Annotated in this window: 24 protein-coding genes; 8 read left to right on the forward strand and 16 right to left on the reverse strand. The window is 71.2% G+C overall.

Annotated elements, in window-relative coordinates:
* Positions 1-170: 170 nt before the first annotated feature.
* The 4 genes from AB0J64_RS26950 to AB0J64_RS26965 all read left to right on the forward strand — a co-directional run bounded on the left by AB0J64_RS26950 (position 171) and on the right by AB0J64_RS26965 (position 5882).
* On the forward strand, positions 171-2912 hold the full coding sequence (locus AB0J64_RS26950; protein ID WP_364032247.1) for a GNAT family N-acetyltransferase: 2742 nt from the start codon (positions 171-173) through the stop codon (positions 2910-2912).
* Positions 2913-3057: 145 nt separating this feature from the next.
* Positions 3058-3648: a DUF5998 family protein gene (locus tag AB0J64_RS26955; protein WP_344989111.1), complete on the forward strand. Its 591-nt coding sequence runs from the start codon at positions 3058-3060 to the stop codon at positions 3646-3648.
* Positions 3649-3861: 213 nt separating this feature from the next.
* Positions 3862-5064, forward strand: coding sequence for a nucleotide pyrophosphatase/phosphodiesterase family protein (locus AB0J64_RS26960; RefSeq protein WP_364032250.1), 1203 nt, complete (start codon positions 3862-3864; stop codon positions 5062-5064).
* Positions 5061-5882 carry a sulfurtransferase gene (locus tag AB0J64_RS26965; protein WP_364032253.1) on the forward strand — a complete coding sequence of 274 codons (822 nt, stop codon included), beginning with the start codon at positions 5061-5063 and terminating at the stop codon, positions 5880-5882. Before AB0J64_RS26960 ends, AB0J64_RS26965 begins: the two co-directional genes overlap by 4 nt.
* A gap of 97 nt (positions 5883-5979) precedes the next feature.
* Here the strand turns inward: AB0J64_RS26965 and AB0J64_RS26970 are convergent, their stop codons facing one another.
* From AB0J64_RS26970 to AB0J64_RS26985, 4 genes are all read right to left on the reverse strand, one after another.
* On the reverse strand, positions 5980-8511 hold the full coding sequence (locus tag AB0J64_RS26970; RefSeq protein WP_364032256.1) for a CHAT domain-containing tetratricopeptide repeat protein: 2532 nt from the start codon (positions 8509-8511) through the stop codon (positions 5980-5982).
* Between the two features lie 79 nt (positions 8512-8590).
* A complete protein-coding gene (locus AB0J64_RS26975) occupies positions 8591-9037 on the reverse strand; it encodes a hypothetical protein (protein WP_357600663.1) in 447 nt (148 codons plus the stop codon).
* On the reverse strand, positions 9034-9561 hold the full coding sequence (locus AB0J64_RS26980; protein ID WP_364032260.1) for a sigma-70 family RNA polymerase sigma factor: 528 nt from the start codon (positions 9559-9561) through the stop codon (positions 9034-9036). The genes AB0J64_RS26975 and AB0J64_RS26980 overlap by 4 nt, the downstream gene beginning before the upstream one ends.
* A 72-nt stretch (positions 9562-9633) precedes the next feature.
* Positions 9634-10647 carry a S8/S53 family peptidase gene (locus AB0J64_RS26985; protein WP_364032263.1) on the reverse strand — a complete coding sequence of 338 codons (1014 nt, stop codon included), beginning with the start codon at positions 10645-10647 and terminating at the stop codon, positions 9634-9636.
* A gap of 175 nt (positions 10648-10822) precedes the next feature.
* On the opposite strand from AB0J64_RS26985, the gene AB0J64_RS26990 reads away from it, so the two are divergent.
* Positions 10823-11317, forward strand: coding sequence for a DUF3145 domain-containing protein (locus AB0J64_RS26990; RefSeq protein ID WP_357600655.1), 495 nt, complete (start codon positions 10823-10825; stop codon positions 11315-11317).
* A gap of 429 nt (positions 11318-11746) precedes the next feature.
* On the opposite strand, the gene AB0J64_RS26995 is transcribed toward AB0J64_RS26990, so the two are convergent.
* From AB0J64_RS26995 to AB0J64_RS27035, 9 genes are all read right to left on the reverse strand, one after another.
* Positions 11747-13171: a carboxyl transferase domain-containing protein gene (locus AB0J64_RS26995; protein WP_364032267.1), complete on the reverse strand. Its 1425-nt coding sequence runs from the start codon at positions 13169-13171 to the stop codon at positions 11747-11749.
* Position 13172: 1 nt separating this feature from the next.
* Complete coding sequence (fabF, locus tag AB0J64_RS27000; RefSeq protein WP_364032270.1) at positions 13173-14405, reverse strand: beta-ketoacyl-ACP synthase II; 1233 nt, start codon at positions 14403-14405, stop codon at positions 13173-13175.
* Between the two features lie 37 nt (positions 14406-14442).
* Positions 14443-14682, reverse strand: a complete 240-nt coding sequence (locus AB0J64_RS27005; protein WP_344989088.1) for an acyl carrier protein — start codon at positions 14680-14682, stop codon at positions 14443-14445.
* Positions 14683-14754: 72 nt separating this feature from the next.
* Positions 14755-15711 (reverse strand): beta-ketoacyl-ACP synthase III, encoded by a 957-nt coding sequence (locus AB0J64_RS27010; protein WP_344989086.1) that lies wholly within the window; start codon positions 15709-15711, stop codon positions 14755-14757.
* The gene (locus AB0J64_RS27015) at positions 15708-16604 is read right to left on the reverse strand and encodes an ACP S-malonyltransferase (RefSeq protein ID WP_364032275.1); all 897 of its coding nucleotides are present in this window, start codon (positions 16602-16604) and stop codon (positions 15708-15710) included. The genes AB0J64_RS27010 and AB0J64_RS27015 overlap by 4 nt, the downstream gene beginning before the upstream one ends.
* A gap of 103 nt (positions 16605-16707) precedes the next feature.
* Positions 16708-17832, reverse strand: a complete 1125-nt coding sequence (locus AB0J64_RS27020) for a helix-turn-helix domain-containing protein (RefSeq protein WP_364032363.1) — start codon at positions 17830-17832, stop codon at positions 16708-16710.
* A 114-nt stretch (positions 17833-17946) separates the two neighbouring features.
* Entirely contained in the window at positions 17947-18378 is a 432-nt protein-coding gene (locus AB0J64_RS27025) for a DUF350 domain-containing protein (protein WP_364032277.1), read from the reverse strand.
* A gap of 20 nt (positions 18379-18398) precedes the next feature.
* Positions 18399-19541 (reverse strand): glutathionylspermidine synthase family protein, encoded by a 1143-nt coding sequence (locus tag AB0J64_RS27030; RefSeq protein ID WP_364032279.1) that lies wholly within the window; start codon positions 19539-19541, stop codon positions 18399-18401.
* A gap of 3 nt (positions 19542-19544) precedes the next feature.
* Positions 19545-19994, reverse strand: coding sequence for a hypothetical protein (locus AB0J64_RS27035; RefSeq protein WP_364032282.1), 450 nt, complete (start codon positions 19992-19994; stop codon positions 19545-19547).
* 110 nt (positions 19995-20104) lie between these two features.
* Between AB0J64_RS27035 and AB0J64_RS27040 the strand changes: the two genes are divergently transcribed.
* A complete protein-coding gene (locus AB0J64_RS27040) occupies positions 20105-21127 on the forward strand; it encodes a PHP domain-containing protein (RefSeq protein ID WP_364032285.1) in 1023 nt (340 codons plus the stop codon).
* A gap of 8 nt (positions 21128-21135) precedes the next feature.
* Here AB0J64_RS27040 and AB0J64_RS27045 read toward each other — a convergent pair whose 3' ends face one another.
* Genes AB0J64_RS27045 through AB0J64_RS27055 form a run of 3 tightly spaced genes read right to left on the reverse strand, consistent with a single transcriptional unit; the run spans position 21136 to position 24170 of the window.
* Positions 21136-21972: a carbohydrate ABC transporter permease gene (locus AB0J64_RS27045; protein WP_364032288.1), complete on the reverse strand. Its 837-nt coding sequence runs from the start codon at positions 21970-21972 to the stop codon at positions 21136-21138.
* Positions 21966-22841, reverse strand: a complete 876-nt coding sequence (locus AB0J64_RS27050) for a sugar ABC transporter permease (RefSeq protein ID WP_344989073.1) — start codon at positions 22839-22841, stop codon at positions 21966-21968. The genes AB0J64_RS27045 and AB0J64_RS27050 overlap by 7 nt, the downstream gene beginning before the upstream one ends.
* Before the next feature lie 12 nt (positions 22842-22853).
* Positions 22854-24170, reverse strand: coding sequence for an ABC transporter substrate-binding protein (locus AB0J64_RS27055; RefSeq protein ID WP_364032292.1), 1317 nt, complete (start codon positions 24168-24170; stop codon positions 22854-22856).
* A gap of 234 nt (positions 24171-24404) precedes the next feature.
* Here AB0J64_RS27055 and AB0J64_RS27060 point away from each other — a divergent pair, with 234 nt between their 5' ends.
* Positions 24405-25406, forward strand: a complete 1002-nt coding sequence (locus tag AB0J64_RS27060; protein WP_364032295.1) for an SIS domain-containing protein — start codon at positions 24405-24407, stop codon at positions 25404-25406.
* Positions 25407-25413: 7 nt separating this feature from the next.
* Positions 25414-26274, forward strand: a complete 861-nt coding sequence (locus AB0J64_RS27065) for a PfkB family carbohydrate kinase (RefSeq protein ID WP_364032298.1) — start codon at positions 25414-25416, stop codon at positions 26272-26274.
* The last annotated feature ends 30 nt before the right edge of the window (positions 26275-26304 follow it).

The following is a 26304-nucleotide window of genomic DNA, read 5'->3' on the forward strand; positions in this document are numbered from 1 at the left end:
ACCTTGCTGCCTTCAGAACGAGCCTGGCCACGGCAAAAGTAACAGCTTCCGGGCTGCCCGTGGGGCGGTCCCAGGACACCGGGCTGCAGTCGATGCACAAGCGTTGCCCAACAGGGGTCCAACAGGGGCTGAGGTCTTGGCATGTGGGACACGGGTTTACGCTCGTGGTTGTGGAGGCACACTATCCGGCCCACTGGGAGGCCGATGTCGTCCTGGCCGACGGTGGCACGGCACATGTCCGTCCGATCAAGCCCGCCGACGCGGACCGCCTCCGCTCTTTTTACTCGCGTCTGTCGGACGAGTCGATCTATTTCCGGTTCTTCGGGCCGAGACCCCGGCTGTCCGACAGGGAAGTCGAGCGGTTCACGAACGTCGACTACGTCAACCGGGTCGCCCTGATCGCCACCATCGGCACCGAGATGGTGGCCGTCATCCGTTACGACCGCACCGGGCCGGGCGAGGCGGAGGTGGCCTTCCTCGTGGAGGACGCGCACCAGGGCAGGGGAGTGGCCTCCGTGCTCCTGGAGCACCTGGCGGCCACCGCCCGCGAGAACGGCATCGAACACTTCGTCGCCGACGTCCTGCCCGCCAACATGCGCATGACGGGCCTGCTGCGCCAGGCCGGTTACACGGCCCAGAGCCAGTTCGAGGACGGCGTCGTACGCATGACGCTCGACCTCACCCCCACCGAGACCTCGACGGAGGTCACGCTCGCGCGCGAGCACCGGGCCGAGTCCAGGTCCATCGCCAGGCTGCTCACCCCCGGCTCGGTGGCCGTCATCGGCGCTTCACGGGAGCCCGGCGGGGTCGGCCAGACCGTTCTCCGCAACCTGCTGGCCGCCGATTTCACCGGCCCCGTCTATCCGGTGCACCGGGAGGTGCGGGCCGTGGCGGGCGTGCGGGCCTATCCGAGCGTGAGGGCCATCGACGGCGACGTGGACCTGGCCGTGGTGGCCGTGCCCGCCTCGGGCGTGCTCGACGTGGTCAAGGAGTGCGCGGAGAAGGGCGTCCACGGGCTGGTGGTGGTCTCCTCGGGGTTCGGGGAGACGGGCCCGGAGGGCAGGGCCAGGCAGGACGAGCTGGCCCGGATCGCGCGTTCGTACGGGCTGCGCGTCGTGGGCCCCAACTGCCTGGGCATCGCCAACACCGACCCCGGCGTCAAGCTCAACGCCACCCTCGCCGCCACCCTGCCGTGCCGGGGAAAGGTGGGGTTCTTCAGCCAGTCGGGCGCGCTCGGCACCGCGCTGCTCCAGCGGGTGGCGCAGCGCGGCATGGGCATCTCGTCGTTCGTCTCCGCCGGCAACAGGGCCGACGTCTCCGGCAACGACCTGCTCCAGTACTGGGAGGAGGACGACTCGACCGAGGTGATCCTGCTCTACCTGGAGTCGCTCGGCAATCCGCGCAAGTTCACCCGGCTGGCCAGGCGCATCTCCCGGAGCAAGCCGGTCGTGGTGGTCAAGAGCGGCGGCACGCCCGCCGGCCACTCGGCTGAGGAGCTGGGCCTGCCGGACTCGGCGATCAGCTCGCTGTTCGAGCAGGCGGGGCTGATCAGGGTCGACGACCTCATCCAGCTCTTCGACGTCGGCCAGTTGCTGGCCTACCAGCCGCTGCCGGCCGGGCCCAGGGTCGCGCTCGTGACCAACTCCGACGCGCTCGGCCTGCTCGCCGCCGACTCCTGCCTGGCCGCCGGGCTGGAGCCGTGCCCGCCGGTCAACCTCGGTCCCGCCGCCGGAGCCTCGGAGTTCGGTACGGCGCTCGCCGGCGAACTGGCCTCACCCGACGTGGACGCCGCCGTCGTCATCTATATGCCGCCCATTCCCGGCGACACGGACGAGGTGGCGGCCGAGCTGCTACGGGTCTCCAAGGACGTTGCCAAGCCGGTGCTCGCGACGTTCCAGGGCCATCTGGGCATGCACCCGTCGCTGCGCGTCGAGACCAGCGCTCCGGGGTGCGAGGTGACGCCGTCGCGCGGCTCGATCCCGTCGTACGCGGCGCCTGAGGAGGCGGTCAGGGCGCTGGCCCAGGTGGTCCGCTACGCGAGGTGGCGCGCCCACCCGGCGGTGCCGCCACCGGAGCTCGACGGCATCGACACGGACCGCGCCAAGCACCTGGTCCGCACGGCCCTGTCCACCGCCGCACCCACTCCTGACATCCCGCGGCCGTCCACCCCGGACGGTCCCATGGGGAGTTCGGCGGGGGCGGCGAGCGTTGAGGGCGAGTCCCCGTCGGGCGTGTTCGCGCAGCCGGGGCCACCGGTCGAGGTCGACGCCACCGAGCTGCTCTCCTGCTACGGCCTGACCGTCTGGCCGGCCGAGGTGGTGCGCACGCCGGACGAGGCGGTGGAGGCGGCCGAGCGGCTCGGGTGGCCCGTGGTGCTCAAGGTGGCCGACCCCGGCGCCTCGCGCCGCGCGGGCACCGTACGGCTCGGGCTGACCGGCCCCGAGATGGTGCGTCACGCCTTCGCCGGGTTCGCCGGCGGCGAGGAGATGGAGCTGGCGGTCCAGCGGATGGCGCCGCAGCCCGCCGTGCCGACCGTCGTGGGCGCCGTCGAGGACCCCGCGTTCGGCCCCGTCGTGTCGTTCGGGCTCGGCGAGGTGACCGCGCGCCTCCTGCTCGACCAGGGGTTCCGGCTGGCACCCCTGACGCGGGAGGACGCCGCCGCGCTCGTGCGCTCCGTGCGGGCGGCCCCGCTGCTCTTCGGCCAGTACGGCTACCCGCCCGTGGCCGTGGAGGCCCTGGAAGACCTCCTCGTACGCGTCGGCCGCCTGGCCGGAGACCTGCCGGAGGTGGCCAGGCTGGACCTGGACCAGGTGCTCGTCGGCGAGTCGAACGTCATCATCCTCGGCGCCCGCGCCACCCTGCGCACTCCGGCCGGTCCGCGCCTCGACGGCGGCCCTCGGAGACTCTCCTGATCCGCTCTCAGCGAATGACGGCGAGTGGCGGCGAATGGCGGCAAATGAGGTGAACCCAAGTGCCACCTGATGCCTGGATAAAAGACGTTATAGAGCGTTATATCCGGCGGGTGAGTGTACTGCCCGTCCCTGGCAGGATGGACCCATGAGGGAAACCCGAGTCTCCGCCGCGGGCCTGCGCGAAGCGATCGAGCGCAGCGGCTACTATCCCGACCTCGTCACCGACGCGGTCGAATCCGCGCTGGGCAAGGAGGCGGTGACCGCCTTCGTGGTCCATCACGAGGCCACGTTCGATCCCGCGATGGAGGTGCGCCGGCACGTCACCGTCCTGGTGCTGTCGGCGACGCGGCTGCTGGTCTGCCACACCGACGAGCACCCCGCGGTGGAGGGCGTCTCGACATCCCACGCCTCCACGACCACGGAGGCCGTACGGTTGAGCCGCATCCAGTCGGTCGCCGTCACCCGCGTCGTGCCCGACCCCGCCTCCTACGTCCCGGGCGTCCCTCCGACGGAGGCGACCCTCACGATCGGCTGGGGCGCCATCTCGCACGTGGACCTGGAGCCGGCGACGTGCGGCGACGAAAACTGCGAGGCCGACCACGGCTACACGGGCGCGATCACGGCCGACGACCTGTCGCTCAGGGTCAGCGAGGCGGCCGACGGCCCGGAGGCCGTCACCCACGTCCTCGCCTTCGCCAAGGCCCTGTCCGAGGCCACCGCCCGCGCCGCCTCCTGACTCCCGCCCAGATCAGCGCCAGGGTCGCGCCGTGCTCGCCTGGCACCTGGACCGGTTCGGCGGCGGGAGCGTGTCGCATGCGGTCGCCGGTCAGGGCGCCGCGTGGGGGGCTCGGCCGTGCCCATGCCGGTCGGGCCGGCGCCGGGCCTGACGGACCTGGCGGAGAGATCCGCGCGAAAAGGGAGAAATTCGCGAAGGCATAGGATGATGGGCATGCTGGTGCCGGGGTACGGCGGCGGGTCGCTGGCAGATCTGCCTGGTGCGTTGCTGGCGGCGCTGGGCGTCCACGAGCCCGGCACCTCTGGTGCGTCGAGCGCGCCCGAGACGACGGCCGAAGGGCCTGGCGCCGCGCGCGACACGGCCACCGCCCTCACCCCCTCGAACGACCCCCCGCTCGTCCTGGAGCCCGCCGAGCGCGTCTGCCTCTTCCTGGTGGACGGTCTGGGGGCCGAGCTGCTGCGGTCGCACGCCGAGGCCGCCCCGTTCCTCTCCTCGATGGTGAGCAGGACGCTCACCGCCGGATTCCCCGCCACCACCGTCACCAGCCTCTGCTCCCTGGGCACCGGCCTGACGCCGGGCGAGCACGGCATGCTCGGGCTGACGCTGGCCGTGCCGGGCACCGGCCACCTGTTCAACTGCCTGCGGTGGAGCCTGCCCGGCGGCCTGATCATGGATCCGGACCAGTGGCAGCCCGCCCCGACCGTCTACCAGCGCGCCGTACGGGCCGGGATCGACTCCGTCTACGTCGGTCCCGCCGAGTTCGAGGGCACCGGGCTGACCAGGGCCGTCTATCGAGGCGTGCGCTACGTGGCCGCCGACGCCGTGGGCGACCGCGTGGCGCGGGTGCACGAGGTGATGCGGGCGGGCTCGGCACACGTCACCGTCTACTACGGCGACCTCGACGCCGCCGGCCACATGACGGGCTGGGGGAGCGAGGAGTGGCTCCGGCAACTCGCCGTCGTCGACGACATGGCGCGCCGGCTCGCCGAGGGGCTGCCTCCCGGCTCCGCGCTCTACGTCACCGCCGACCACGGCATGGTCAACGCCACCGAGAAGATCGACGCCGAACAGGTTCCCGAGCTGATGGCGGGCGTGACACTGCTCGGTGGCGAGGCCAGGGCCAGGCACGTCTACGCCGAGCGGGGCGCGGGGAAAGACGTGCTGGAGGCGTGGCGCGACACCCTTCGCGGCAAGGCCTGGGTAGTGTCCAGGCAGGAGGCGGTCGAGTCGGGCTGGTTCGGGCCACGGGTGCGGGACGCGTGGCTGGAACGCATCGGCGACGTCGTGGCCGTGCCCCACACCGACCTGGCCATCACCGCCCCCACCCACAACCCGATCGAGGCGCTCTTCATCGGATACCACGGTTCGATGACGGCGGCCGAGCAGCATGTCCCGCTCCTGGAGGTACGCACTTGACCAGCCCGCTGATCACACCTGCCGCGCTCGACGCGCTCGACGACGTGACGGTGCTCGACGTTCGCTGGCGGCTGGGCGGGCCGCCCGGCGTGGAGTCCTATCGCGAGGGGCACATTCCCGGCGCCGTCTACTGCGACCTGGACAGAGACCTCGCGGCGCCTCCCGGCGAGGGCGGCCGGCATCCGCTGCCCGAGGCGGGCGCGTTCCAGAGCGCGATGCGGCGGCTCGGGGTGTCGAACGGGCGGCCGGTGGTGGTCTACGACGACACCGCCTCCACGGTCGCGGCCAGGGCCTGGTGGGCGCTGCGCTACTTCGGCCACCAGGACGTTCGCGTGCTCGACGGCGGACTGCCCGCGTGGACCGAGGCCGGGCTGCCCACGACGAAGGACGTGCCGGCGTCCGGCCTCGCCGAGGGTGACTTCACCGCGAGGCCGGGCGGGATGCCGGCGTTGACCGCTGACGAGGCGGCGGCGCTGGCCACCCAGGGCGTGCTGCTCGACGCACGGGCCGCCGAACGCTACCGGGGCGAGGTGGAGCCGGTCGATCCGGTGGCCGGGCACGTCCCAGGGGCGGTCAGCGCGCCCACGACCGAGAACGTGGGACCCGACGGCCGCTTCCTCGCCCCAGCCGCGCTTCGTGACCGCTTCACCGGGCTCGGGGTCGGTGAGGGCGTTCCGGCGGGAGCGTACTGCGGCTCCGGCGTGATGGCCGCGCACGAGGTGCTGGCGCTGGAGGTGGCGGGCCTGCCCGCCGCGCTCTATGTGGGCTCCTGGTCCAACTGGGTCGCCGACCCCACGAGACCGGTCGCCACCGGCTGACCCCGTCGTCCTGCCGACCGGCCGTCCGGCTGATCCCTCCGGACGGCCGGTGCCTGCTGCGGGCCCTCCGCGTCAGCACAACGGCCGGCTCCCCGCGTCAGTACAACGGCCGGCTCCCCGCGCCGAAGCAGGCGAAGCCGGTTTCGCCCGTCTTGGCCGCGGCGGACGCCAGCGCCGCGTCCGGCGGCAGGCCGGTCGCCACGAGCTCGTGGAACATGCTCATCAGTGCCCGAGCCGCTTCATCGCGCACCGGCACCAGCCCGGCCACCACGCACGACGACCCCTTGGCCAGGAACGCCCCCGGCAGGCCCAGCGGCGCCCCCTCGACCGGCGCGCGCGACATCCCGGAATTGCAGGCCGACAGCACCACCAGGCCCGGCGCTCGCGGGATGTCCAGCAGGTCGTACGCCATGAGCGACCCGTCCTCCATGGTGATCCCGGACACCAGCGGACTACGTGCGTGAAAGACCCCGTGCGCGGCCAGATGCAGCACATCAGCCGCCTCCAGCGCCTCCAGCACCGCCTTGGTGCGCCCCGGCACCGCGTGGCCGTCCGGATGGCAGGCCAGGACGTTCGCCACCTCGGCGTGCGCGTGCGCCAGAGCGGGTCCGGCCGCCGCCACCACCACCGGCGGCCTGCCCCGGCCGGAGAGAGGGACCTCCCTGGCGTGCACCCAGGCGGCGGCGCCGGCGGTCACGGTCACCGGGCGTTCGCGCAGGCACGGCAGCGCACCCCACGGCAGCGTGTGCAGGGCGCCCACCGGCACCATCACTAACGGCCCGTCGCCCAGCTCGGCCAGCAGCGGGCGCAGCAGCAGCCGCTCGACCTCCAGGCCCGCCGCCTCGACGTTCGCCACGTCGCACGCCTCGGGATCATGCCGTGGCGCGGCGGACCGCCGGCGTAGCGCGTACCGCAGGCGGACGATCGCCTCCTTGACCGTCCGCACGTCGCCCACCCGCCGCAGCGCCACCCGCTCCCCAGTGATCACGACGGCCAGCAGCGCGTCCTCGTCCGCCACGAACTCCACCAGCGCCCCGGGCCCCAGCCCGGCCCGCACCCGATCGGGAGTCACCGGCGAGCACGCATGCGAGGGCGCCGCCACCGCCCGCCACCGCTCCGCGAACTCGAACACCTCCCGCGCGCACCCGCCACGCACCGCCAGCCCCAGCCCGAACGCCGCCAGCCGCTCCCCGGCCCTGGCCGCATGGGCGCGCAGCGAGGGGTCGTCGAACGTCTCCACCCGCTCGCTCACCTCCGACAGCCCGGTATGGACCGCCCGGAACGCCCCCGTGGCGTCCTCCTGCAGCGACGCCTCCAGCGCGAGCGCGTGCTGGCGTACGGGCACCGGGATGTCGGGCGTCCGCGCGGGCTCCGCGGCCAGGGAGGTCAGCCGGGTGCCGACGGGGGCCCACGGCTCCTCGCGTTCGGCGTGCTCGGTGAGCCGGGCGAGCTGTGCCGAGGCCGTCGGGTGGTCGTCGAGGGCCAGCGCCGCCTCGGCCGCCACCAGCCGCAGCGCGGCCGCCGCCTCGAGGTGGGCGGCGTCGTCCTCCAGCTCGTCCGCGCATGCGACCAGCTCGGCGACCAGGGCGGGAGTGACGGGTTCGAGCGCCAGCCGGGCACGCAGGACGACCTCGTTCGCCAGCGGCAGCCACGAGGTCCGGTCCTGGGCGGCCAGCTCGGCGGCCGCCTGCTCGGCTACCTGCCGCGCCCGGTGCGGGTCACCGGTGAGCAGCTCCACCTGGGCCAGCTTCAGCCGCGCCTCGGCCAGCGCCACGTGCGCGCCCGACGCCTCGAGATCGGGTACGGCCAGGCTCAGCATGGCCCTGGCCTCGCCGGGCAGATGGGCGGCCAGCAGGGCGCCGGCGAAGTCGGCCCGCATCGTGGCCAGCCGCTCGGGGAAGCCGAACAGGGTGTCCTCGGCCTCGCGGTAGTGCTTGAACGCCCCCGCGATGTCGCCACGCCGTACGGCTAGGAAGGGCAGGTTCGCGGCGGACAGGCGGGCCAGGTGCCGCAGCCCCGAGCGCTGGGAGATCTCCAGGCAGGCGGTGAGGTCGCGCATGGCGGCGTCCCAGCCGCCGCGGTAGGAGTGGACCAGGCCGCGGTTGAGCAGCCCGCCCGCCAGGAACCTGCGGTCGTCGATGGTGCCGGGAGCGGTCACGAGCACCCGCAGCGCGCGGTCGCAGGCCGCGATGGCCTCCTGGTGGCGGCCGAGGCGGGCCAGGGCCACCGCGCGCTGCGTGTCGAGCTTGGCGCGGTCGAGCGGCGAGAGGTGCGACCAGGCCAGGGCGGCCACGCGGAGGGCCTGGCGCGGGTGGCCGCGTTCGGTGCGTACGGTGACGAGGGAGAGTCGGGCCTGGGCGACCCTCTCGGGCGGGGCGTCCTCGGTGGCGATGGCCTCGCGGAGGTGGTGCTCGGCGCTGCGGAGATCGCCCAGCTCGCGGGCGGCGAGCGCGATGGCTCTGAGCGCGACGGCCTCGGCCTCGGGATGACGGGCGCGGCGGGCGGCGGCCAGGACGAAGCGGCCTGCCTGGAGTGCGTGATCGGGATCGACCAGGGAGCGCATGACGGCGGCCTCGGCCGCCACGACGAGCGGGTCGCGGTCGCCGGGTGGGTCTGGTGTCGCGCTCATGTCGGGGCCTTGGAACGAAACGGCCGAGAGAGGGATCGCGGCTCTCTCGGCTGGTCGGTGGGTCGTCAGGTCGGGGGGGTCAGGGACGGATGCGTACCCATCTGGTCTGGACGGGTTTCTGGCCGACCCGGTGGCACACGATGCTGAGCCAGCCCGGTGGCAGGCCGGTGACGGCGAACTCGCCTGTGGGCGTGACCCGCCGGGACAGTGTCAGATGAGGGGTTTTCACATCGATGAGGGCGCCCTCTCCAGGGTTGGGGGAGATGTGTCCGGCGACATCGATGAGGCCGTCGCCGATCGTCACCTCCAGATCGAAGGTGAGATCCGCCGTGACGAAGCGCACCAGGTGGGAGCCCTCGCCATCGCGTACGCCGCCGGCTGCGGCGCACTCGCCGGGCGCGGCCGTGACCGCTCCCGGGACCCGAAGCCCGTAGACGTCACGTGCGGCGGCGGACACGTGACCGGGGATCGGGTCGTTCCCGGAGGCCAACCGGAGGGCCGCCAGGAAGTATTCATCGTTGATCATTGCGCTGTCTCCTGTAGTGAGAGCAGAGTGCGCAGTTTTTCCAGGCAGCGGGCCTTGGTCGGCCCGATGCTGCCCACGGGGAGTCCGAGCCGAGCCGCGATCTGCTGGTTGCCGACGTCGATGGCGACCAGCTGGAGGAGTGACCGGCAGGGTTCGGGCAGGGTGGAGACCGTCTTCCAGAGCAGGCGCCTGCCGTCGGCCTCCAGGACGGCGGACTCCGGGTCAGGATCTTCGACGACCTCGAAGGAGGAGATGCGCGGGCTCTCCTTCCGCAGCAGCAGGAGGGCTTCGCGGCGCACGGTCGTCATGAGCCAGCCCCCCACTGCCGCGGGATCCCTGATGCTCTGGAAGTGCTGCAGCAGGCGCAGCCAGGAGCCCTGGACCGCGTCCGCCGCGTCGGAGGGGCTCAGGCCGCACGCGCGGGCCACAGCCCACATACGCGGCCCGAACCTGGACTCCAGCTCGTCCCAAGCCGAGCGGTCTCCCTCAGCGGCCGCGACAAGCAGCTCCGCTGGATCTCGCATGCGGCCTCCTTCCGCCCGGCACGGACAGGCGATCATGCCTCCCCGTGATTACCTGAGGACTGAGCGTAAACTCTACAGACTCGCCGGGATGAGAACTCCCAGATCGGGAATTTGCCGGGCGCCCTCCGAGTCGAAGAGCCGCCTGGCCACTTCCTTGGCCGGCTCGCTCTTGGCCGCGTCCGCGACGGCCCCCGCCACCAGGGCGGTGGCGAAGGACGTGCCGCTCCACGTCGCGTATCCCGCGAAGTCGCCCCCGTCCAGAAAACTGCTGGTCAGCCAGTCGCCGCGGGCGCAGGCGTCCACCCAGGTGCCGTAGCCGGAGTAGGGGGCCCTGCGCTCCTCGGACGCGTCCACGGCGGCCACGCCCACCACATTGGCCATCGCCGCGGGCCAGAACGGCCGGTCGGACCCGGTGTTGCCCGCGCAGGCCACGGTCACCGTGTCCTGCAGCGCCGCGATGGCGTCACTCAGGAGCTGAGGCGGCCGGTCGTCGAAGGTGTGACAGCCGAAGGAGAGGTTGAGCACGTGCGGCGGTCGCTCACGCATGCGGAAGAGGGCGCGTGCGACGGTCGCCTCGTCGCTGACGCCGTCGCCGTCGAGCACCCGGTGGACGCGCAGCGCCGCGCCCGGTGCCCGGCGGGCCAGCAGGCCGGCGATGAACGTGCCGTGTCCGGCCTGCGAGCCCTCGGTCGCGTCGGCGTCCTCCGGGGCGGTCTGGCCGTACCAGTCGGTGCCGGCCCACCACGGATGCTTGGCCACGCCGGTGTCGAGCAGCCCCACGACCACGTCCGAGTGGGACCGGCCCGGTTTGTGGTGGATGGGTGGGATGGGGAAAGGTCTGGACGCGGGACCGCCGAAGAACAGGGGCTGGCCGCGGAACACGTGGTTCGGCGACGCCCTGAGGCCCTGCTCGCGTAGTTCGGCCGTGATCTCGCAGGGGTCGGCGCCGGGCGACAGGTGGATCACGCAGACGCCGTCCGCCTCCGAGACCGCCTGGGTCCACCGCCTGGCGGCGGACAGCGCGGTGCGGTCAGTCAGCAGCTGACCTGGCCGGATGAACGCCGCGCCGACAGATTGCATTTCCATGAGGCGGTATGTTTCCCCGCTCGTCCAACTGTCACATGCCACTCCCGCACCAAGTTGGTATGGCCCCCCTCTGGTGCCGGATAGCGACCGACGGTAGTCTCTCCCTAGTCACTTGTGATCATCCTGGGGCGAGGCCGTTGGGGAAGGCGCACCTCGTACCGAAACGGGAGGTCCGGTGTCTGCTCGTGGCGTCCTTTACGTCCACTCGGCTCAGCCCGCGCTGTGCCCTCACATCGAATGGGCAGTCGCGGGTGTCCTTGGCGTGCCCGTAGATCTGACGTGGACGCCGCAACCCGCCGCGCCCAATGTCGTACGCGCGCAGGCGGAATGGGAAGGCAGACCGGGCATCGCCGCGGCCATCGCCTCCTCACTCATGGGCTGGCAGCGCCTGCGGTTCGAGATCACCGAGGACGCCTCGCCGGGTGTGGACGGGTCCCGTCACGCCTACACGCCCACCCTCGGCGCCTTCACCGCGGTCATCGGCGTCGCGGGCGACATCATGATCCCCGAGGACCGGCTCAGGACCGCGATGATGATGGCGGCTCAGGGGCGGTGTGTGCTGGAGGACGAGCTGGACAAGATGCTCGGACGGCCCTGGGACGAGGAGCTGGAGCCGTTCCGGTACGCGGGCGACGGCGCGCCGGTCCGCTGGCTCCACGCCGCCGTCTGACCCCCCACCACGGCCTCCCGTAAGCCGCAGAGGCCCCGCACCGACGCCGGTGCGGGGCCTCTTGGGAAGTCGGCCCAGGCCCCGCTCGTGGCGCGGCGCCGCCCCGGCCGACGTGCATGCGGGTCCCTTGGGGGAGGGATCGGCGGGACACTCGCCGGCCCCGAACGCCGCCCGCACGCCCGGCGCCTCCGCCCGCACGCCCGGCGCCTCCGGCCGCGCGCCCCGGCGTCCGGCGTCCTGCGCCGCGCGCCCGGCGTCCCGCGTCCTGCGCCGCGCGCTCCGCGTCCCGTGCCGCACGCCCTGGGTCCCGCTCGCGTCCCTTTGCGCCTTAGCCCCGCGCCCCGGCGAGGGAGGTGGTCGCGCCAAAAGGCACATGCCAGAAGGACCCCGCCGATGTCGGCGAGGTCCTTCGGAAGAGCTTGGGGAGGGTTACAGGGGGATGTTGCCGTGGGCGCCACGGGCAGGCGTGGCCTGGGCCAGGACCTTGGCGATGGCGCCGCGCGTCTCCGCGGGCTTGATCACCTCGTCGATGACCCCCAGCTCCTGCGCCCGTACGAGCCCACCGGCCAGCTTCTCGTGCTCGGCGGCCAGCTTCTGCTCCAGCTCCGCCCGCTCCTCATCCGGAGCCGCGGCCAGCTCGCGCCGCTTGAGGATGCGTACGGCCGCCACTGCCCCCATGACCGCCACCTCGGTGGTCGGCCAGGCGAACACCTTGGTGGCGCCGAGCGCGCGGGAGTTCATCGCGATGTACGCCCCGCCGTACGCCTTCCGCGTCACCAGCGTGACCCGCGGCACCGAGGCCTCGGCGAAGGCGTGCAGCAGCTTGGCGCCCCGCCGGACGACCCCGTCGTGCTCCTGCCCGACCCCGGGCAGGTAACCGGGCACGTCCACGAGGACAACCAGCGGCACTCCGAATGCGTCACACATACGAACGAATCGGGCGGCCTTCTCGGCGGACGTGGCGTCGAGGCAGCCGCCGAGCCGCATCGGGTTGTTGGCGATCACACCGACCGTCCGGCCGCCGAGGCGGCCGAGCGACGTGACGATGTTGGGCGCCCACTTGGGGTGCAGCTCGACGCCGGGCTCGTCGAGCAGGCCGTTGACCAGCGGCTTGACGTCGTATGCGCGCCTCGCCGACTCGGGCAGCAGCGTGGAGAAGTCCACTTCCTCGATTTCTCCGGTGCGCACCCGGCCCTGGTGGCCGAGGAGCGTGGCGAGCTGGCGCGCCTTGACGTACGCGTCGGTCTCGGACTTGGTGACGACGTGCACGACGCCGCTGCGCTTGCTGTGGGGCTCGGGGCCGCCCAGGGCCGCGGCGTCGACGCTCTCGCCGGTGACGCTGCGGACCACGTCGGGGCCGGTGACGAAGATACGGCCGGAGTCGGCCAGGATGACCAGGTCGGTCAGCGCGGGGCCGTAGGCGGCGCCGCCGGCGGCCGGGCCGACGACCACGGAGATCTGCGGCACCACACCGGACGCCTTGGTCATGGCGGCGAAGACGGTGCCGACGGCGTGCAGCGACTCGACGCCTTCGGCGAGTCGCGCACCGCCGGAGTGCCAGATCCCGATGACCGGCACCCGTTCACGGACGGCCACGTCGTAGGCGTGCACGATGTGCTCGCAGCCCTCGCTGCCCATCGCGCCGCCCTGGAAGCGGGCGTCACTGCAGAAGGCGACGACGGGGACACCCTCGACGCGGCCCATGGCGGTCAGCACACCGCTCTTGTCCTGGGGGGTGATCAGCCGCAGCGAGCCCTCGTCGAGCAGCGCGGCCAGCCGGACGACTGGATCACGGGGATCGGCGGACTCCTGTTCGGAACCGTCTGCCGCCATCCGGTTGTCCAGCACGGTCATGTCAAGCCCCCTTAAACACGACGGCCACGTTGTGGCCGCCGAATCCGAACGAGTTGTTGACCGCGGCGATGTCGCCTTCGGGCAGCGTGCGGTTGGCCCCGTGAACGATGTCCACCTCGATGCCGTCGTCGAGGTTGTCGAGGTTGATGGTGGCGGGGACGATCCGCTCCTGCAGGGCCTTGATCGTGAAGACGGATTCGATGCCGCCGGCCCCGCCGAGCAGGTGGCCGGTCATGGACTTGGTGGAGGTCACCAGCGGGTGGGTGCCGATGGCCTTGGCCACCGCCTGCACCTCGCCGACGTCCCCCGCGGGGGTTGAGGTGGCGTGCGCGTTGACGTGCTTGACGTCGAGACCGGTGATGTCCGCGTCGTTCAGCGCCTGCGTCATCGCCATGATGATGCCGCGGCCCTCGGGTTCGGGCTGGGTGATGTGGTGGGCGTCGGCGGAGTAGCCGACGCCGGCGCAGTAGGCGTAGATCCGCGCACCGCGCGCCTTGGCGTGCTCCTCGGACTCCAGCACCACGATGCCGGCGCCCTCGCCGAGCACGAACCCGTCACGGTCGCGGTCCCACGGCCGGGAGGCGCCCTGCGGGTCGTCGTTGCGCTGGGACATGGCCCGCGCGGCGGCGAAGGCGGCCATGTTGAGCCCGTGGATGGCGGCCTCGGTGCCACCGGCGACCACGATGTCGGCGCGGCCGGCCCTGATCATGTCCATCGCGTGGCCGATGGCCTCGGCTCCGGACGCGCACGCCGAGACGGTGGCGTGCACCCCGGCCTGGGCGCCCAGGTCGAGGCCGATCCAGGCGGCGGGCCCGTTGGGCATGAGCATCGGCACCGTGAACGGCGAGAGCCGGTTCCAGCCCTTCTCGCGCCAGGTGTCGTACGCGCTCAGCGTGGTGCTGATGCCGCCGATGCCGCTGGAGACCACGACGCCGAGCCGCTCCGGCGCCACCTCGGGAGCGCCGGCGTCCTGCCAGGCCTCCCTGGCGGCGACCAGCGCGAACTGCTCGCTGCGGTCGAGGCGGCGGGACTCGGGCCGGGGCAGCACCTCGGTGGGATCGACCGCGGCCGTCCCCGCGAACTTCACGGGGACGTGGTCGATCCAGTCCGTGGTGAGGGTCTCGACGCCCGACTGACCGGCGAGGAGCGCCGTCCAGGTCGAGGTGACGTCTCCACCGACGGGCGTCGTCGCGCCAAGCCCGGTGACGACGACACGTGCCCGGTTCGCACTCACTTTTTCGCGCTCCTTGCTAGTCAGAAGGGAATTGCTCTTAACCCTGGATGAAGTTGAGGACGTCCTTGACCGTCTTCAGGTTCTTGAGCTGGTCGTCGGGGATCTCGACGCCGAACTCGTCCTGGGCGGCCACGGCGATCTCGACCATGGACAGGGAGTCGATGTCGAGGTCGTCCACGAAGCTCTTCTCGGGGGTCACGTCAGAGGCCGGGATGCCGGTGATCTCGTTGATGATCTTGCCGAGGCCCGCGAGGATCTCCTGCTCGGTGGCAGCCATGTCGATGGTTCTCCTTTGATTTCTGGGTTCTGTACGGCTGCGCCGTACAAGCTCTTGATGGATGGGGGGAGGCTAAGGGATCTCGATCACTTGGCCCGCGTAGGTGAGGCCCGCGCCGAAGCCGAGCAGCAGCGCGAGGTCGCCGGAGCGGACCTCGCCGCGCTCGATCATGCGCGAGAGCGCCAGCGGGATCGAGGCGGCCGAGGTGTTGCCCGCGTCGACGATGTCGCGCGCGATCACGGCCTTGTCGGCGCCCAGCTTGCGGGCGATGGCCTCGATGATACGGAGGTTGGCCTGGTGCGGCACGAACGCGCTCAGCTCCGCGGGGTCCACGCCCGCCCGCTCGCAGGCTTCGAGCGCCACCGGGTGGAGCGCGGTGGTCGCCCAGCGGAAGACGGTCTGGCCCTCCTGGTGGAGGAAGTGCTCGCGGTCCTTGATGCTGATGGCCTCGGACCTGTCGCCGGAGCTGCCCCACACCACGGGGCCGATGCCCGGGGTCTCGGAGGGAGCCACCACCGCGGCGCCCGCGCCGTCGGCGAAGATCACGGCGGTGGACCTGTCGGTCCAGTCGACCCACTGCGACAGCTTCTCCGCGCCGATGACCAGCACGTTTCTGGCCGCGCCACCGCGAACGGCGGCGCTCGCGGTGGCGAGCGCGTAGCAGAACCCGGCGCAGGCGGCGTTCACGTCGAACGCGCCGGGCGCCTTGATGCCGAGGCGGTGGGCCACGACGGCGGAGGCGTTGGGGATCTGGGTCTCGAGCGTGCACGTGGCCACGATGACCAGGTCGACGTCCTCCGGCGACAGGCCGCTGGCGGCCAGCGCCTTGCCGCCGGCGATGGTGGCCATGTCCTCGACGGACTCGCCGTGGGATGCGATCCGGCGCTCCTTGATGCCGACCCGGGACTGGATCCACTCGTCGTTGGTGTCCATGGTCTTGGCCAGGTCGTCATTGGTGACGACGTTCGCCGGCTGGTAGTGGCCGAAGGCGAGAATCCTGCCGCCTGGGGCGATGTCGGGGACCTTCACTTGATCAGCTCCCTGGCCGCTTCGAGGTCGTCGGGGGTCTTCAGCGCCACGGTCTGAACGCCGGACAGGCCGCGCCTGGCCAGGCCGGTGAGCGTGCCACCGGGCAGCAGCTCGATCATCTTCGTGACGCCGAGCGCGCCCATGGTCTGCATGCAGGCGCCCCACCGGACGGGGCTGCTGATCTGCTTGACCAGCCGCTCCACGAACTCGGCGCCGCCGGAGACCGCCTGGCCGTCCGAGTTGGACAGCAGCGTGATGCCGGGGTCGGCGGGGACGACGCCGGCGGCGGCCTCGCGCAGGCTCTCCACCGCGGAGGCCATGTGGCGGGTGTGGAAGGCGCCGGCCACCTTCAGCGGGATGAGGCGGGCGCGGGCCGGCGGGTCGTCCTTGAGCGCGGCGAGCTGCTCCAGCGTGCCGCCCGCCACGATCTGGCCGGCACCGTTGATGTTGGCGGGGGTCAGGTCGTGCTTGTCGAGGGCGGCCAGGACCTCGTCCTCGGCGCCGCCGAGGACGGCGGTCATGCCGGTCTCGGTGACGGCGGCGGCCTTGGCCATGGCGTTGGCGCGCTCGCGGACCAGCGTGAGCGCCTGCTCCTGGGTGAGCACCCCGGCCAGCGCTGCGGCGGCGAACTCGCCCACACTGTGCCCGGCGACCACGTCGGGGGCCGCGCCGAGCACCTCGGCCGAAGCCAGTGCGGCGGCCACGAGCAGGGGCTGCGCGACCGCGGTGTCGCGGATCTCGTCGGCGTCGGCGGTCGTGCCGTAGGCGATCAGATCGAGCCCGACGACCTCCGACCAGGCGCCGATTCTGTCGGCCACGCCGGGCAGCTCGAGCCAGGGGGCCAGGAAGCCTGGCGTTTGGGCACCTTGGCCCGGAGCGACGAGTACAAGCACAAACCCCACCTTGCCCTGTAGAACTCCGACACGCGGATAATGATCCGCACGAACTTCCTCCGGGGGGTTTTGTAGGAAGCCTACAGTGGGGGTTTCGCCGCTATTACGTTAGGGCGCGCCAGGTTTCGGCGCTCTCCGCCAACCGCCCGAGAATCAGTCCGACCTGGAGGGTGAAGGCCGACCTGCCCTCCGTGGGCTGGTATCCGGTCAGCTCCGTGATCTTCTTCAGGCGGTAGCGGACGGTGTTGGGATGGACGAACAGCAGCCGCGCCGTCGCCTCCAGCGAGGTGCCCTGCTCCAGGTACGTGGCCAGCGTGTCGAGCAGCGGCGTCCCGGCGAGCGGGAGGTAGACGTTCTCGATGAGCTGCTGCCTGGCGTCGTCGTCGCCGTCGAGCGCCCGCTCGGCCAGCAACTCCTCCGAGTGCACCGGCCTCGGCGCGTCGGGCCAGCCGCACGACGCCTTCAGCCCCGCCAGCGCCGCCCTGGCGGAGCTCGCGGCGGCGTGCAGGTCGGCGACCTCGGGGCCGATGACGATGGGACCGACCCCGAAGCGGTGCACGACCTGCTTGGCCGCGTCGTTGACGCTGCCCGCGCCACCCACGATCACGATCAGCCGGTCGCCCTGCACGCCGGCCAGCAGGTCCATGCCGATGCGGCGGCCCTTCTCCCGCAGGCCGTCGATCACCGCGCGGGGATCGTCGTCGGGGGCGTGGCCGGCGATGACGACCACGGGGGAGGAGGTCCAGCCCAGCGCGGCCGCCCAGGAGTGCAGGCCGTCGTCGACCTCGCCGCGTACGAGGGCGTCCACGATCAGGGCCTCCAGCCTGGCGTCCCACGACCCCCTGGCCTCGGCCTCGCGGGCGTAGACGTGGGCGGCGGCGAAGGCGACGTCGCGGGTGTAGCGGAGCATGGCCTGCTGGAGCTGGTCCTCCCCGCCGGGCGCGGCCAGCTCGTGGGCCTGCGCCTCGACCACCTCGACCACGACCCTGACGATGTCGACGGTCTGCTGGAGCGAGATGGAGCGCTTGAGCTCGCGCGGGGCCGTGCCGAAGAACTCGATGCTGGGGGTGGGGCGATCCTCGCCGGCGGTCGAGAACCACTCGACGAACGCGGCGATGCCGGCCTGCGCCACGAGGCCCACCCACGACCGGTCCTCCGCGCTGAGCGCGCGGAACCACGGCAGCTGCTCGTCCATGCGAGCCATCGCGGCCGTGCCGAGCGAGCCCATGGCCCGCTCGAGCCTGCGTGTGGTGTCCTCGCGGGTCCGGTCTGTCACGTCTCCTAGAGTGCCAGCTCCGCCCGGATGACCGCGACGGTCGCGGCCACGAGCTCCGTACGAGGACTAGATGACGGCGACCGCGGTGATGAGGCCGATCGCCACGTGCGTGACGGCGAGCAGCCGCGCGCCCGGTTGCAGCTCGGGCTCCTTCACCAGGTCGCGTACGGAGATGCCGACGACCCGGTCGAACACCAGCATCGCCACGGTCTGCACCACGATGCCGACCAGGCCGAACACGGCCGTGCCCGCCAGCCCTTCCGCGAGCCGGCCGCCGGAGGACCAGATGGAGGAGGCCACGATCAGGCCGACAGCGGCCAGGGCGGAGGTGGTGAGCAGGGTGGCGTTGGGGTTGCGCTGGGTGCGGATGATCTCGCTCAGCTTGCCGGGTGTGGCCCAGTCGATCACGTAGAAGCCGACGATCATCAGGATCACGCCGACGGCGGCGTACGCGGCGATGGCGCCCGCACCGCGGGCGAGGGTCTCGAGAAGGGTCACGTTGATTCCTCTTCAGGGGGTCAGGCGATGAGGTGGGGGACGAACGAGGAGGTGTCGTCGGTGATCAGGCCGGTCGTCTCTCTGATACCCAGTCCGGCGGCCTCGTCGGCGACCACCCAGGCGCCGAGCACCGGCCGCTGCCCCTCGAACTCGGGCAGCGCCTCGAAGCCTTGGAAGACGTAGCCCTCCTGACCGTAGGAGCCGGGCGTCTCCTGGGCTCCCTCGGGGGTGACGATGCGCATGGAGGCGCCCTCCCTGCCGAGCAGCGGCTTGGCGATGTAGGAGGTCAGCTCGCGCGGCCCGTCGAGGTAGGCGGGCAGCAGGTTGGGATGGCCGGGGAAGAGCTCCCACAGGACGGCCAGCAGCGCCTTGTTGGACAGCAGCGTCTTCCACAGCGGCTCGACCCAGGTGGCGTGCCGTACGGCGTGCCGCCCGAACTCGTCGGCCAGCATCCACTCCCAGGGGTAGAGCTTGAACACCGAGCGGATCGGGCGCTGCTCGACGTCCACGAAGCGGCGGTTGAGCGAGTCCCAGCCGATGTCCTCCATGGCGATGGCCATGGTCCGCAGGCCGCCCTGCTCGGCGGTCTCCTGCAGGTAGGCCACCGTCATGGCCTCCTCGCCGGTCTCGTCCATGTTCGTGAACGCGAAATGCGTCGGCCCCGGCGGCAACCGCAACTCGCGCCAGCGCTCGATGAGCCGTTCGTGGACGGAGTTCCACTGGTCGGCGTCCGGGTGGACGTCCTGCAGCCAGAACCACTGCACGACCGACGACTCCACGAGCGAGGTCGGCGTGTCAGCGTTGTACTCCAGCAGCCTGGCCGGGCCCGTGCCGTCGTAGCGCAGGTCGAAGCGGGCGTACAGATGGGGGTCGCGGCGCTCCCACGAGCGCGCGACCTCCTCCCACGCCCACTCGGGGATGGCGAAGTCGGCGAAGCGCCCCGTCTCGACCACGTGCTCGGCGGCGCTCAGGCACATCTCGTGGAGCTCCCCGACCTGCTCCTCCAGCGCCTCCACCTCGTCAAGCGAGAAGACGTAGTGAACGGACTCGTCCCAGTAGGGCCGGCCCAGCCCCGACGGGTGCGCGGCCCGGTGGTAGGCCAGGCCCTGGCTCTCGATCGTCTTCTCCCAGCCCGGCCTGGGAGTGCCATGCTCACGGCGCATGTGTCAGCTCCCGCTGCTCCAGCGGTTGCCGAAGCCACCGCGCTGGATGTCTTTCCCCGAGCGGCTGCTGATGGTCACGTCGGACGGGCGGTAGGTGCTGCCGTTGTACACCCGGTCGCCCCTCCTGGTGCCGCCGTAGTACCAGTGGTACGCCCCGTGCGAGCCGCCGTTGCTGAGCCGGTACGAGCTGTTGCCGTCGTCGTCGTCGCAGTAGGAGTCGTCGACGACCTGGTAGGAGCCCGGGTCGGGAGTCGGTGTGGCGCCGTCGGTCGTGAGCGTGGGCGTGTCGTCGTCCACGAGGAGGACGCAGTCGGCGGTGACGTCGTCGTCGTTCGACTCGGCGATCGCCCAGACGGCGACCAGCGTCACGGACAGCGCGCCGAGGACTGTCAGGACGACGGCCTTGGACGACTTGCGTTCTGACGCCTCTTGGTGCTGGGGCGGTGGTGCCATCAAGCTCCTGCTTTCATGGGCCGATCAGCCTATCGGTGGTGCTTGTCCGCGTTCAATGCGGAGGGTGGTCGATCTGGCGGGTGCCATGTGCCGGGGGTATGAAGTGACGTATGGAACCGGTTGAGGCACTGCGCGAGATCGCCTTCCTGCTGGAGCGCGCCGGAGAGCCCACGTATCGCGTGCGCGCCTTCCGCCGCGCCGCCGAGGTCGTCGCCGACCTGCCCAGGGACGAGCTCGTGCGGCTGTCCCGCACCGGCGGACTCGGTGACCTGCAGGGGATCGGGAAAGTCACCACACTGGTGATCAACGAAGCGCTGGAGGGTGAGGTTCCAACCTATCTGCGCAGAATGCGGGCGACCGCCGGAGTCCAGCTCGACGAGGAGACCGCCGCGCTGCGGGCCGCGCTGAAAGGGGACCTGCACAGCCATTCGGACTGGTCGGACGGCGGCTCGCCGATCGAGGAGATGGCGGAGGCAGCCGTCGGGCTCGGTCACTCCTACCTGGCGCTGACCGACCATTCACCCCGGCTGACCATCGCCAAGGGCCTGTCGGCCGAGCGGCTGGAGCGTCAGCTCGACGTGGTGGCCAAGCTGAACGAGCGGCTGGCCCCGTTCAGGATCCTGACCGGTATCGAGGTGGACATCAACCTGGACGGCTCGCTCGATCAGACCGACGAGCTGCTCGGGCGGCTGGACGTGGTGGTGGCCAGCGTCCACTCCAAGCTCCGCATGGACGGCGACGAGATGACCCGCCGGATGGTCACCGCCATCGCCAACCCCCTGGTCGACGTGCTCGGCCACTGCACGGGGCGGGTGGTGCAGGCCGGGGGCAAGCGTGGCGAGCGCCGCCCCGAGTCCTCGTTCGACGCCGAGCTGGTCTTCGAGGCGTGCCGCCGCTTCGGGGTGGCGGTGGAGATCAACTCCCGGCCCGACCGTCTCGATCCGCCCAAGCGGCTGATGCGGCTGGCGTACGAGATGGAGTGCGTGTTCGCGATCGACTCCGACGCCCACGCGCCCGGTCAGCTGGACTGGCAGCGGTACGGCTGCGAGCGCGCGGCGAGGTGCGGCATCGAGGCGGACCGGATCGTCAACACGTGGCCGCTGGAGCGGCTGCTCGAGTGGACGGCCGTCTGAGCCGCTCCCTACTTGCCGACTCCGTCGGCGAGGCCCTTGATGATGTAGCGCTGGCCGAGGAAGAACAGCAGGACCACGGGGAGCGCCGCGATCACCATCCCGGCGAAGACGACCGGGTACTCGGTGCCGTGCTTGCTCATCAGGCTGGTCAGGCCCACGGGGAGGGTCTGCACGCCGGTCCCGCTGGTGAAGATCATCGCGAAGAGGTACTCGTTCCAGGTGAAGAGGATGTGCAGCAGCACCGTCGAGGTGAGGATCGGCTTGCACATCGGCAGGATGATCCGCCAGAACGCCGTCCACCGGCCCGCGCCGTCCATCTCGGCCGCCTCGTCCACCTCGCGGGGCAGGTCGATCATGTACGCGCGGATGAGGAAGGTCGTGAACGGGACGCGGAAGGCGGTGTAGAGGATGAGCAGCGCCCAGAACGTGTTGTACAGCCCCATCGCCTGGAACATCTTCACCAACGGCACGAGCGCCACGGTGGGGGCGAGCATGAGCCCGCCGAGTATCGCCGCCGTGAGCGTCCTGTTGAAGGGGATGTTCACGCGGGTGAGGCCGTAGGCGGCCCACGCGCTGACGAACACGGTGGCGACCGTCGAGGTCAGCGTGACCAGCACGCTGGTGGTGAGGTAGTCGCTGACGCCGCGGTTCCACGCCTTCGCGTAGTTGTCGAAACTCCAGTGCAGGGGCAGCGCGAACGGGTCGCCGAACAGTTCGGCGTTGGTCTTGAACCCGTTGAGCGTCATCCACAGCAGCGGATAGAGCACGACCACCGCGAGGGCCAGCAGGAAGGCCCACATGAAGACGCGGGCGATCACTCCGAGGAAGCTCAGGCGCGTCACCATTCCACCCTTCTCCTGCGGGTGACCCACAGCTGCGCCACCGCGATGCCGAGCGTGATCGCGAACAGGACGGTCGCGATCGCTGCGGCGTAGCCGAAGTTGTTGCGGACGAACCCGCTGCGGTACAGCCAGGTGCCCAGCACCTGGGTCGAGTTGTTCGGCCCGCCGGCGGTCATCACCATGACCTCGTTGAACACCTGGAACGCGCCCGAGATGGTGACGATCGCCATGAGCCCCGTCATCTCGCGCACGAGCGGCACCGTCACGTGGAAGAACCGGCGGACCGCGCCGACGCCGTCGATGGCGGCGGCGCCGTAGATCTCCGAGGGGATGCGCTGGATCGCGACCGCGAACAGCAGCGTGGAGTAGCCGAAGCCCTGCCACTGGCTCATCGCGACGATCGCGGACATGGCCGTGCTCTCCTGGCCCAGCCACGCCTGGGCGAACTGGCCGAGGCCCACAGCCTTGAGCGCGTGGTTGAGCGGGCCGAGGTTCGGCTCGTACACGAAGTAGAACAGCAGCCCCGCGACGGTCAGCGAGATCGCCGAGGGGATGAAGTAGACCGCGCGCAGGCCACGCCGCCACCGCTCGCTGCCGATGCTCTCGATGAGCGCGGCGAGCAGGAGCGCGCCGAACACCTGGAACACGATGGAGACCACCGCGTACAGCACGTTGTTCCCCAGCGACGTCCAGAACACCGGGTCGTCGACGAGCTTGACGTAGTTGTCGAGCCCGACGTATTCCTGGCTGCCGCTGTAGATGTCCCACTTGAGCGTGCTGAACTGCAGGTTCTGCACGAGCGGCAGGTAGACGAACACTCCTACCAGCACGAGGGCCGGCAGAACCCACACGAGCCTGAGCGTGGCGCGCACGTACGCTCTCCCCTACTTGGCCTGGGCCGAGGCCTGGCGCACGCTTTCGAGCACCTGCTCGGCGGTCTTGCCACCGCTGACGATCGCCTCGCCGCCGGCCAGCCACGCGTCAGCCACCTCGGGCACGGTGACCATGTCCAGCCAGATAGCCAGCTTCGGCGCCTTGTTGACCTGCTGGACGCCCTCGTAGACGGCCTTGCTGGAGGTCTCCGGCGTGACCGCTCCGACGACCGTGCTGGGCTGCCCGTACGGCGGCGCGGACAGCGTCTTGGCGTTCTGCGCGCTCGTGACGAACTTCATGAAGTCGACGGCGAGCGGGATCCTGGGGGACTTGGCGTTGACCAGGTATCCCTCGGGCGAGCCCTCCAGGACCGTCGGGTCGCCGGGGGCGCTCTTCGGGACCGGGAGCTGGAAGATGCCGAAGTCCTCGGGCTTGAGCTTGCTCGACGTCGCGTTGTCGAACTCCAGGATCTCCTGGTAGTACATGGCGGCCTTGCCGTTGGCGAAGGCCTCCTGCGCGGAGGAGTAGAGCACGCCGTTCGTGCCGCTCTTCGTGTCCGTGCACTGGTCGACCAGCGTCTTGAACTGGTTGAGCGCGGTGATGTAGCCAGGGTTGTCGAGCTTGGCCGTGGCCGGGACGAAGTCGGCCTGGAGCACGGCGTCCGGCACGTTGTAGGCGAACAGCTGCTGCAGGTAGTGCAGGGCGGGCCAGCCGTCCTTGTTGCCGAAGGCGATGGGCTCGTACCCGGCCTTGCGCAGCGGCCCGCAGGCGGCGATGAGGTCCTCGAACGTCTTGGGCGCCTCGATGCCGGCCTTGGCGAAGGCGCTCTTGCTGTAGCCCATGAACTTGCCGTTGCCGTACAGCGGGATCCCGTAGTTCTTGCCGTCGCGGGCGAAGGCGGCCAGCGAGCCGGGGCTGAACGTCTTGCCCCACTCCGTGTCCGGGCCGATCACCTTGGTGAGGTCGGCGGCGCGGCCGCCGCGGATGTAGTTGTCCGCCCAGTTGCCGGTCCAGGTGAAGTAGACGTCGGGCAGCGCGTCCGAGGCGGTGAGGGTCTTGAGCTTGTCCTTGACGCTCTGGTCGGTCTCCTGGATCAGCTCGACCTTCACCTGCGGGTGCTTCTTCTGGTACTCGGCCGCGAGGCTCTCGAAGTACGAGTCCGTCGGGTCACCGGCGAACTTGGTGAGCACGCTCAGCGTGCCGGAGAACTCCGCCTTGGCGGCCGGGTCGGCCGCCGGGGCCTGCGCGGAGCCGCCGCCGCCTGAGCAGGCGGCCAGCGTGAGTGTCCCGATGAGTGCCGCGAACGTCGGCAGTGCGCGAGGGCGCATGGGCTTCCTTTCTCTTTCAGGAACGCCTTTGGTGTTGGCCGACCTTACAGTGCGTCTGATACCGGTACCAGCCCTAGCGCCAAGATCTTTTCTCCCGAGCCCCGGATCTGCCGCTGTAAGCCCTGTTCATAGCTTTGGTGTTTGACGGGACCCGGCTCGCTGTGCCAACGTGACTGCCGCGTGATACCGGTATCAGATCGGTCACGTGACATTTCCCCGGGAAAGGATGCGAAGATGCTCGGGTTCAACGAGCCGGAATTTGTCTCCCAGGTGACGAGCGCGGTGGGCCTGCGTCCACAGATCGAGGAGCTGGTCGACCGGCTCGTGAACGAGGGGTTCAAGCACGTGCTCCTCGTCGGCGCCGGCGGCACCTACGCCCAGATGTGGCCGTACGAGCACCTCGCCCGGCGCAGCTCCACGTTCGACGTGCGCGCCTCGATCGCGGCCGAGCTGATCGTCTCCGGTGACGCCCGCCTGGGCGAGGACACCGTGGCGATCTTCACCTCGGTCTCCGGCACCACCGACGACACCATCCGCGCCATCGAGTACTGCAAGTCCAAGGGTGCCTACACGGTCTCCTTCACCGGCTACCCCGACTCGCCCGTGGCCACGAAGGTGGACACGGCGCTCATCTCGCAGCCCAAGACCTGGCCTTTCGACATGCAGCTGCTGCTGTTCATGACGCGGCTGCTGTCGCGCCGGGGCGAGTTCGATGGGTATGAGAAGTTCGCCGCCGAGTTCGCGGGCATCCCCGGGATCCTCGTCGAGGTCGCCAAGCAGGCAGAGCCGGTGGCCGCCGCCTTCGCCGAGGCCCACAAGGACAGCGACTACCACTTCCTCATCGGCGGCGGGAACCTCTGGGGGTTCACGTACCTCTACTCCATGTGCATCCTCGAGGAGATGCAGTGGCTCCGCACCACCAGGGTGCACAGCGCGGAGTTCTTCCACGGCTCGCTCGAGCTGGTCGAGGAGAACACCAGCGTGATCATCTTCCAGGGTGAGGACGAGACGCGGCCGCTCACCGACCGCGCCGAGGCCTTCGCCCGGCGCGTCTCCAAGGACGTGACCGTCTTCGACACCCGCGACTACCCGCTCACCGGGATCAGCCCCGAGTTCCGCGGCCTGCTCGCGCCCCTCGTCCTCGACACCGTGATGAGCCGTGTCAGCAAGCACCTGGAGCGGGTCCGCGACCACTCCCTCGACCTGCGCCGCTACTACCGGGTCATGGACTACTGAGGTCTTCATGCGAGTGCTCGGTTTCGGCGACAACATCGTCGACCGGTTCATCGACCGCGGCGTCGACTACCCCGGCGGCAACAGCGTCAACGTCGCCGTCTACGCCCGCCGCCTCGGCCTCGAGTCGGCGTACCTGGGCGTGTTCGGCGACGACTCGCTCGGCGGCTTCCTGCGGGAGTCGATCGCCGCGGAGGGGGTCTCCCTCGACCGGTGCGTCGTCCGGGAGGGCGAGAGCGGCGTCTCCCACCTCCGGGTCGACGACGGCGACCGCGTCTTCCTCGGCTGGAACGGCGGCGGCGTCACCGTTCGCGAGCCCCTGGTGCTCGATGACGGCCTGCTCGGCTACGTGAGCGGCTTCGACCTCGTGCATTCGAGCGTCTACTCGCGCAGCGAGCCCGAGCTGCCGAAGCTGGCCGCGCTCCCCACGCTGGTCAGCTTCGACCTGTCCAGCGAGGAGGAGTACCGCGGTCCCGCCTACCTGGACCGCGTCTGCCCGCACGCCGACCTCGTGCTGCTGTCCTGCTCCGACCTCGACGAGGCGGCCACCGCCGACCTCCTCGCCGAGGCGGTACGGCGGGGCGCCCGGCTCGCGGTCGGCACCCGCGGCGTGGGCGGCGCCGTCGCCCACGACGGCCACGCCCCGGTGAGCGCACCCGCGCAGCACGCCGACGGCATCATCGACACGATGGGGTGCGGCGACGCCTTCCTCGCCGGGTTCGCCGCCTCGCTGCTGCGCGACGGCTGGACCTCAGCGGCCCGGCCGGAGCCCGGCCAGATCGCGCGGGCGCTGCGCCGCGGGGCCGAATCGGCCCGCGACCAGTGCTTCGTCGAGGGCGCCTTCGGCCACGGCCGGCTGACTACGATGTGATGGGCTGATCAGGAACGGGGGAAGGGATCC

The organism is Nonomuraea sp. NPDC049695, from assembly GCF_040674955.1.
In the GTDB taxonomy this organism is placed as follows: Bacteria; Actinomycetota; Actinomycetes; order Streptosporangiales; family Streptosporangiaceae; genus Nonomuraea; species Nonomuraea helvata.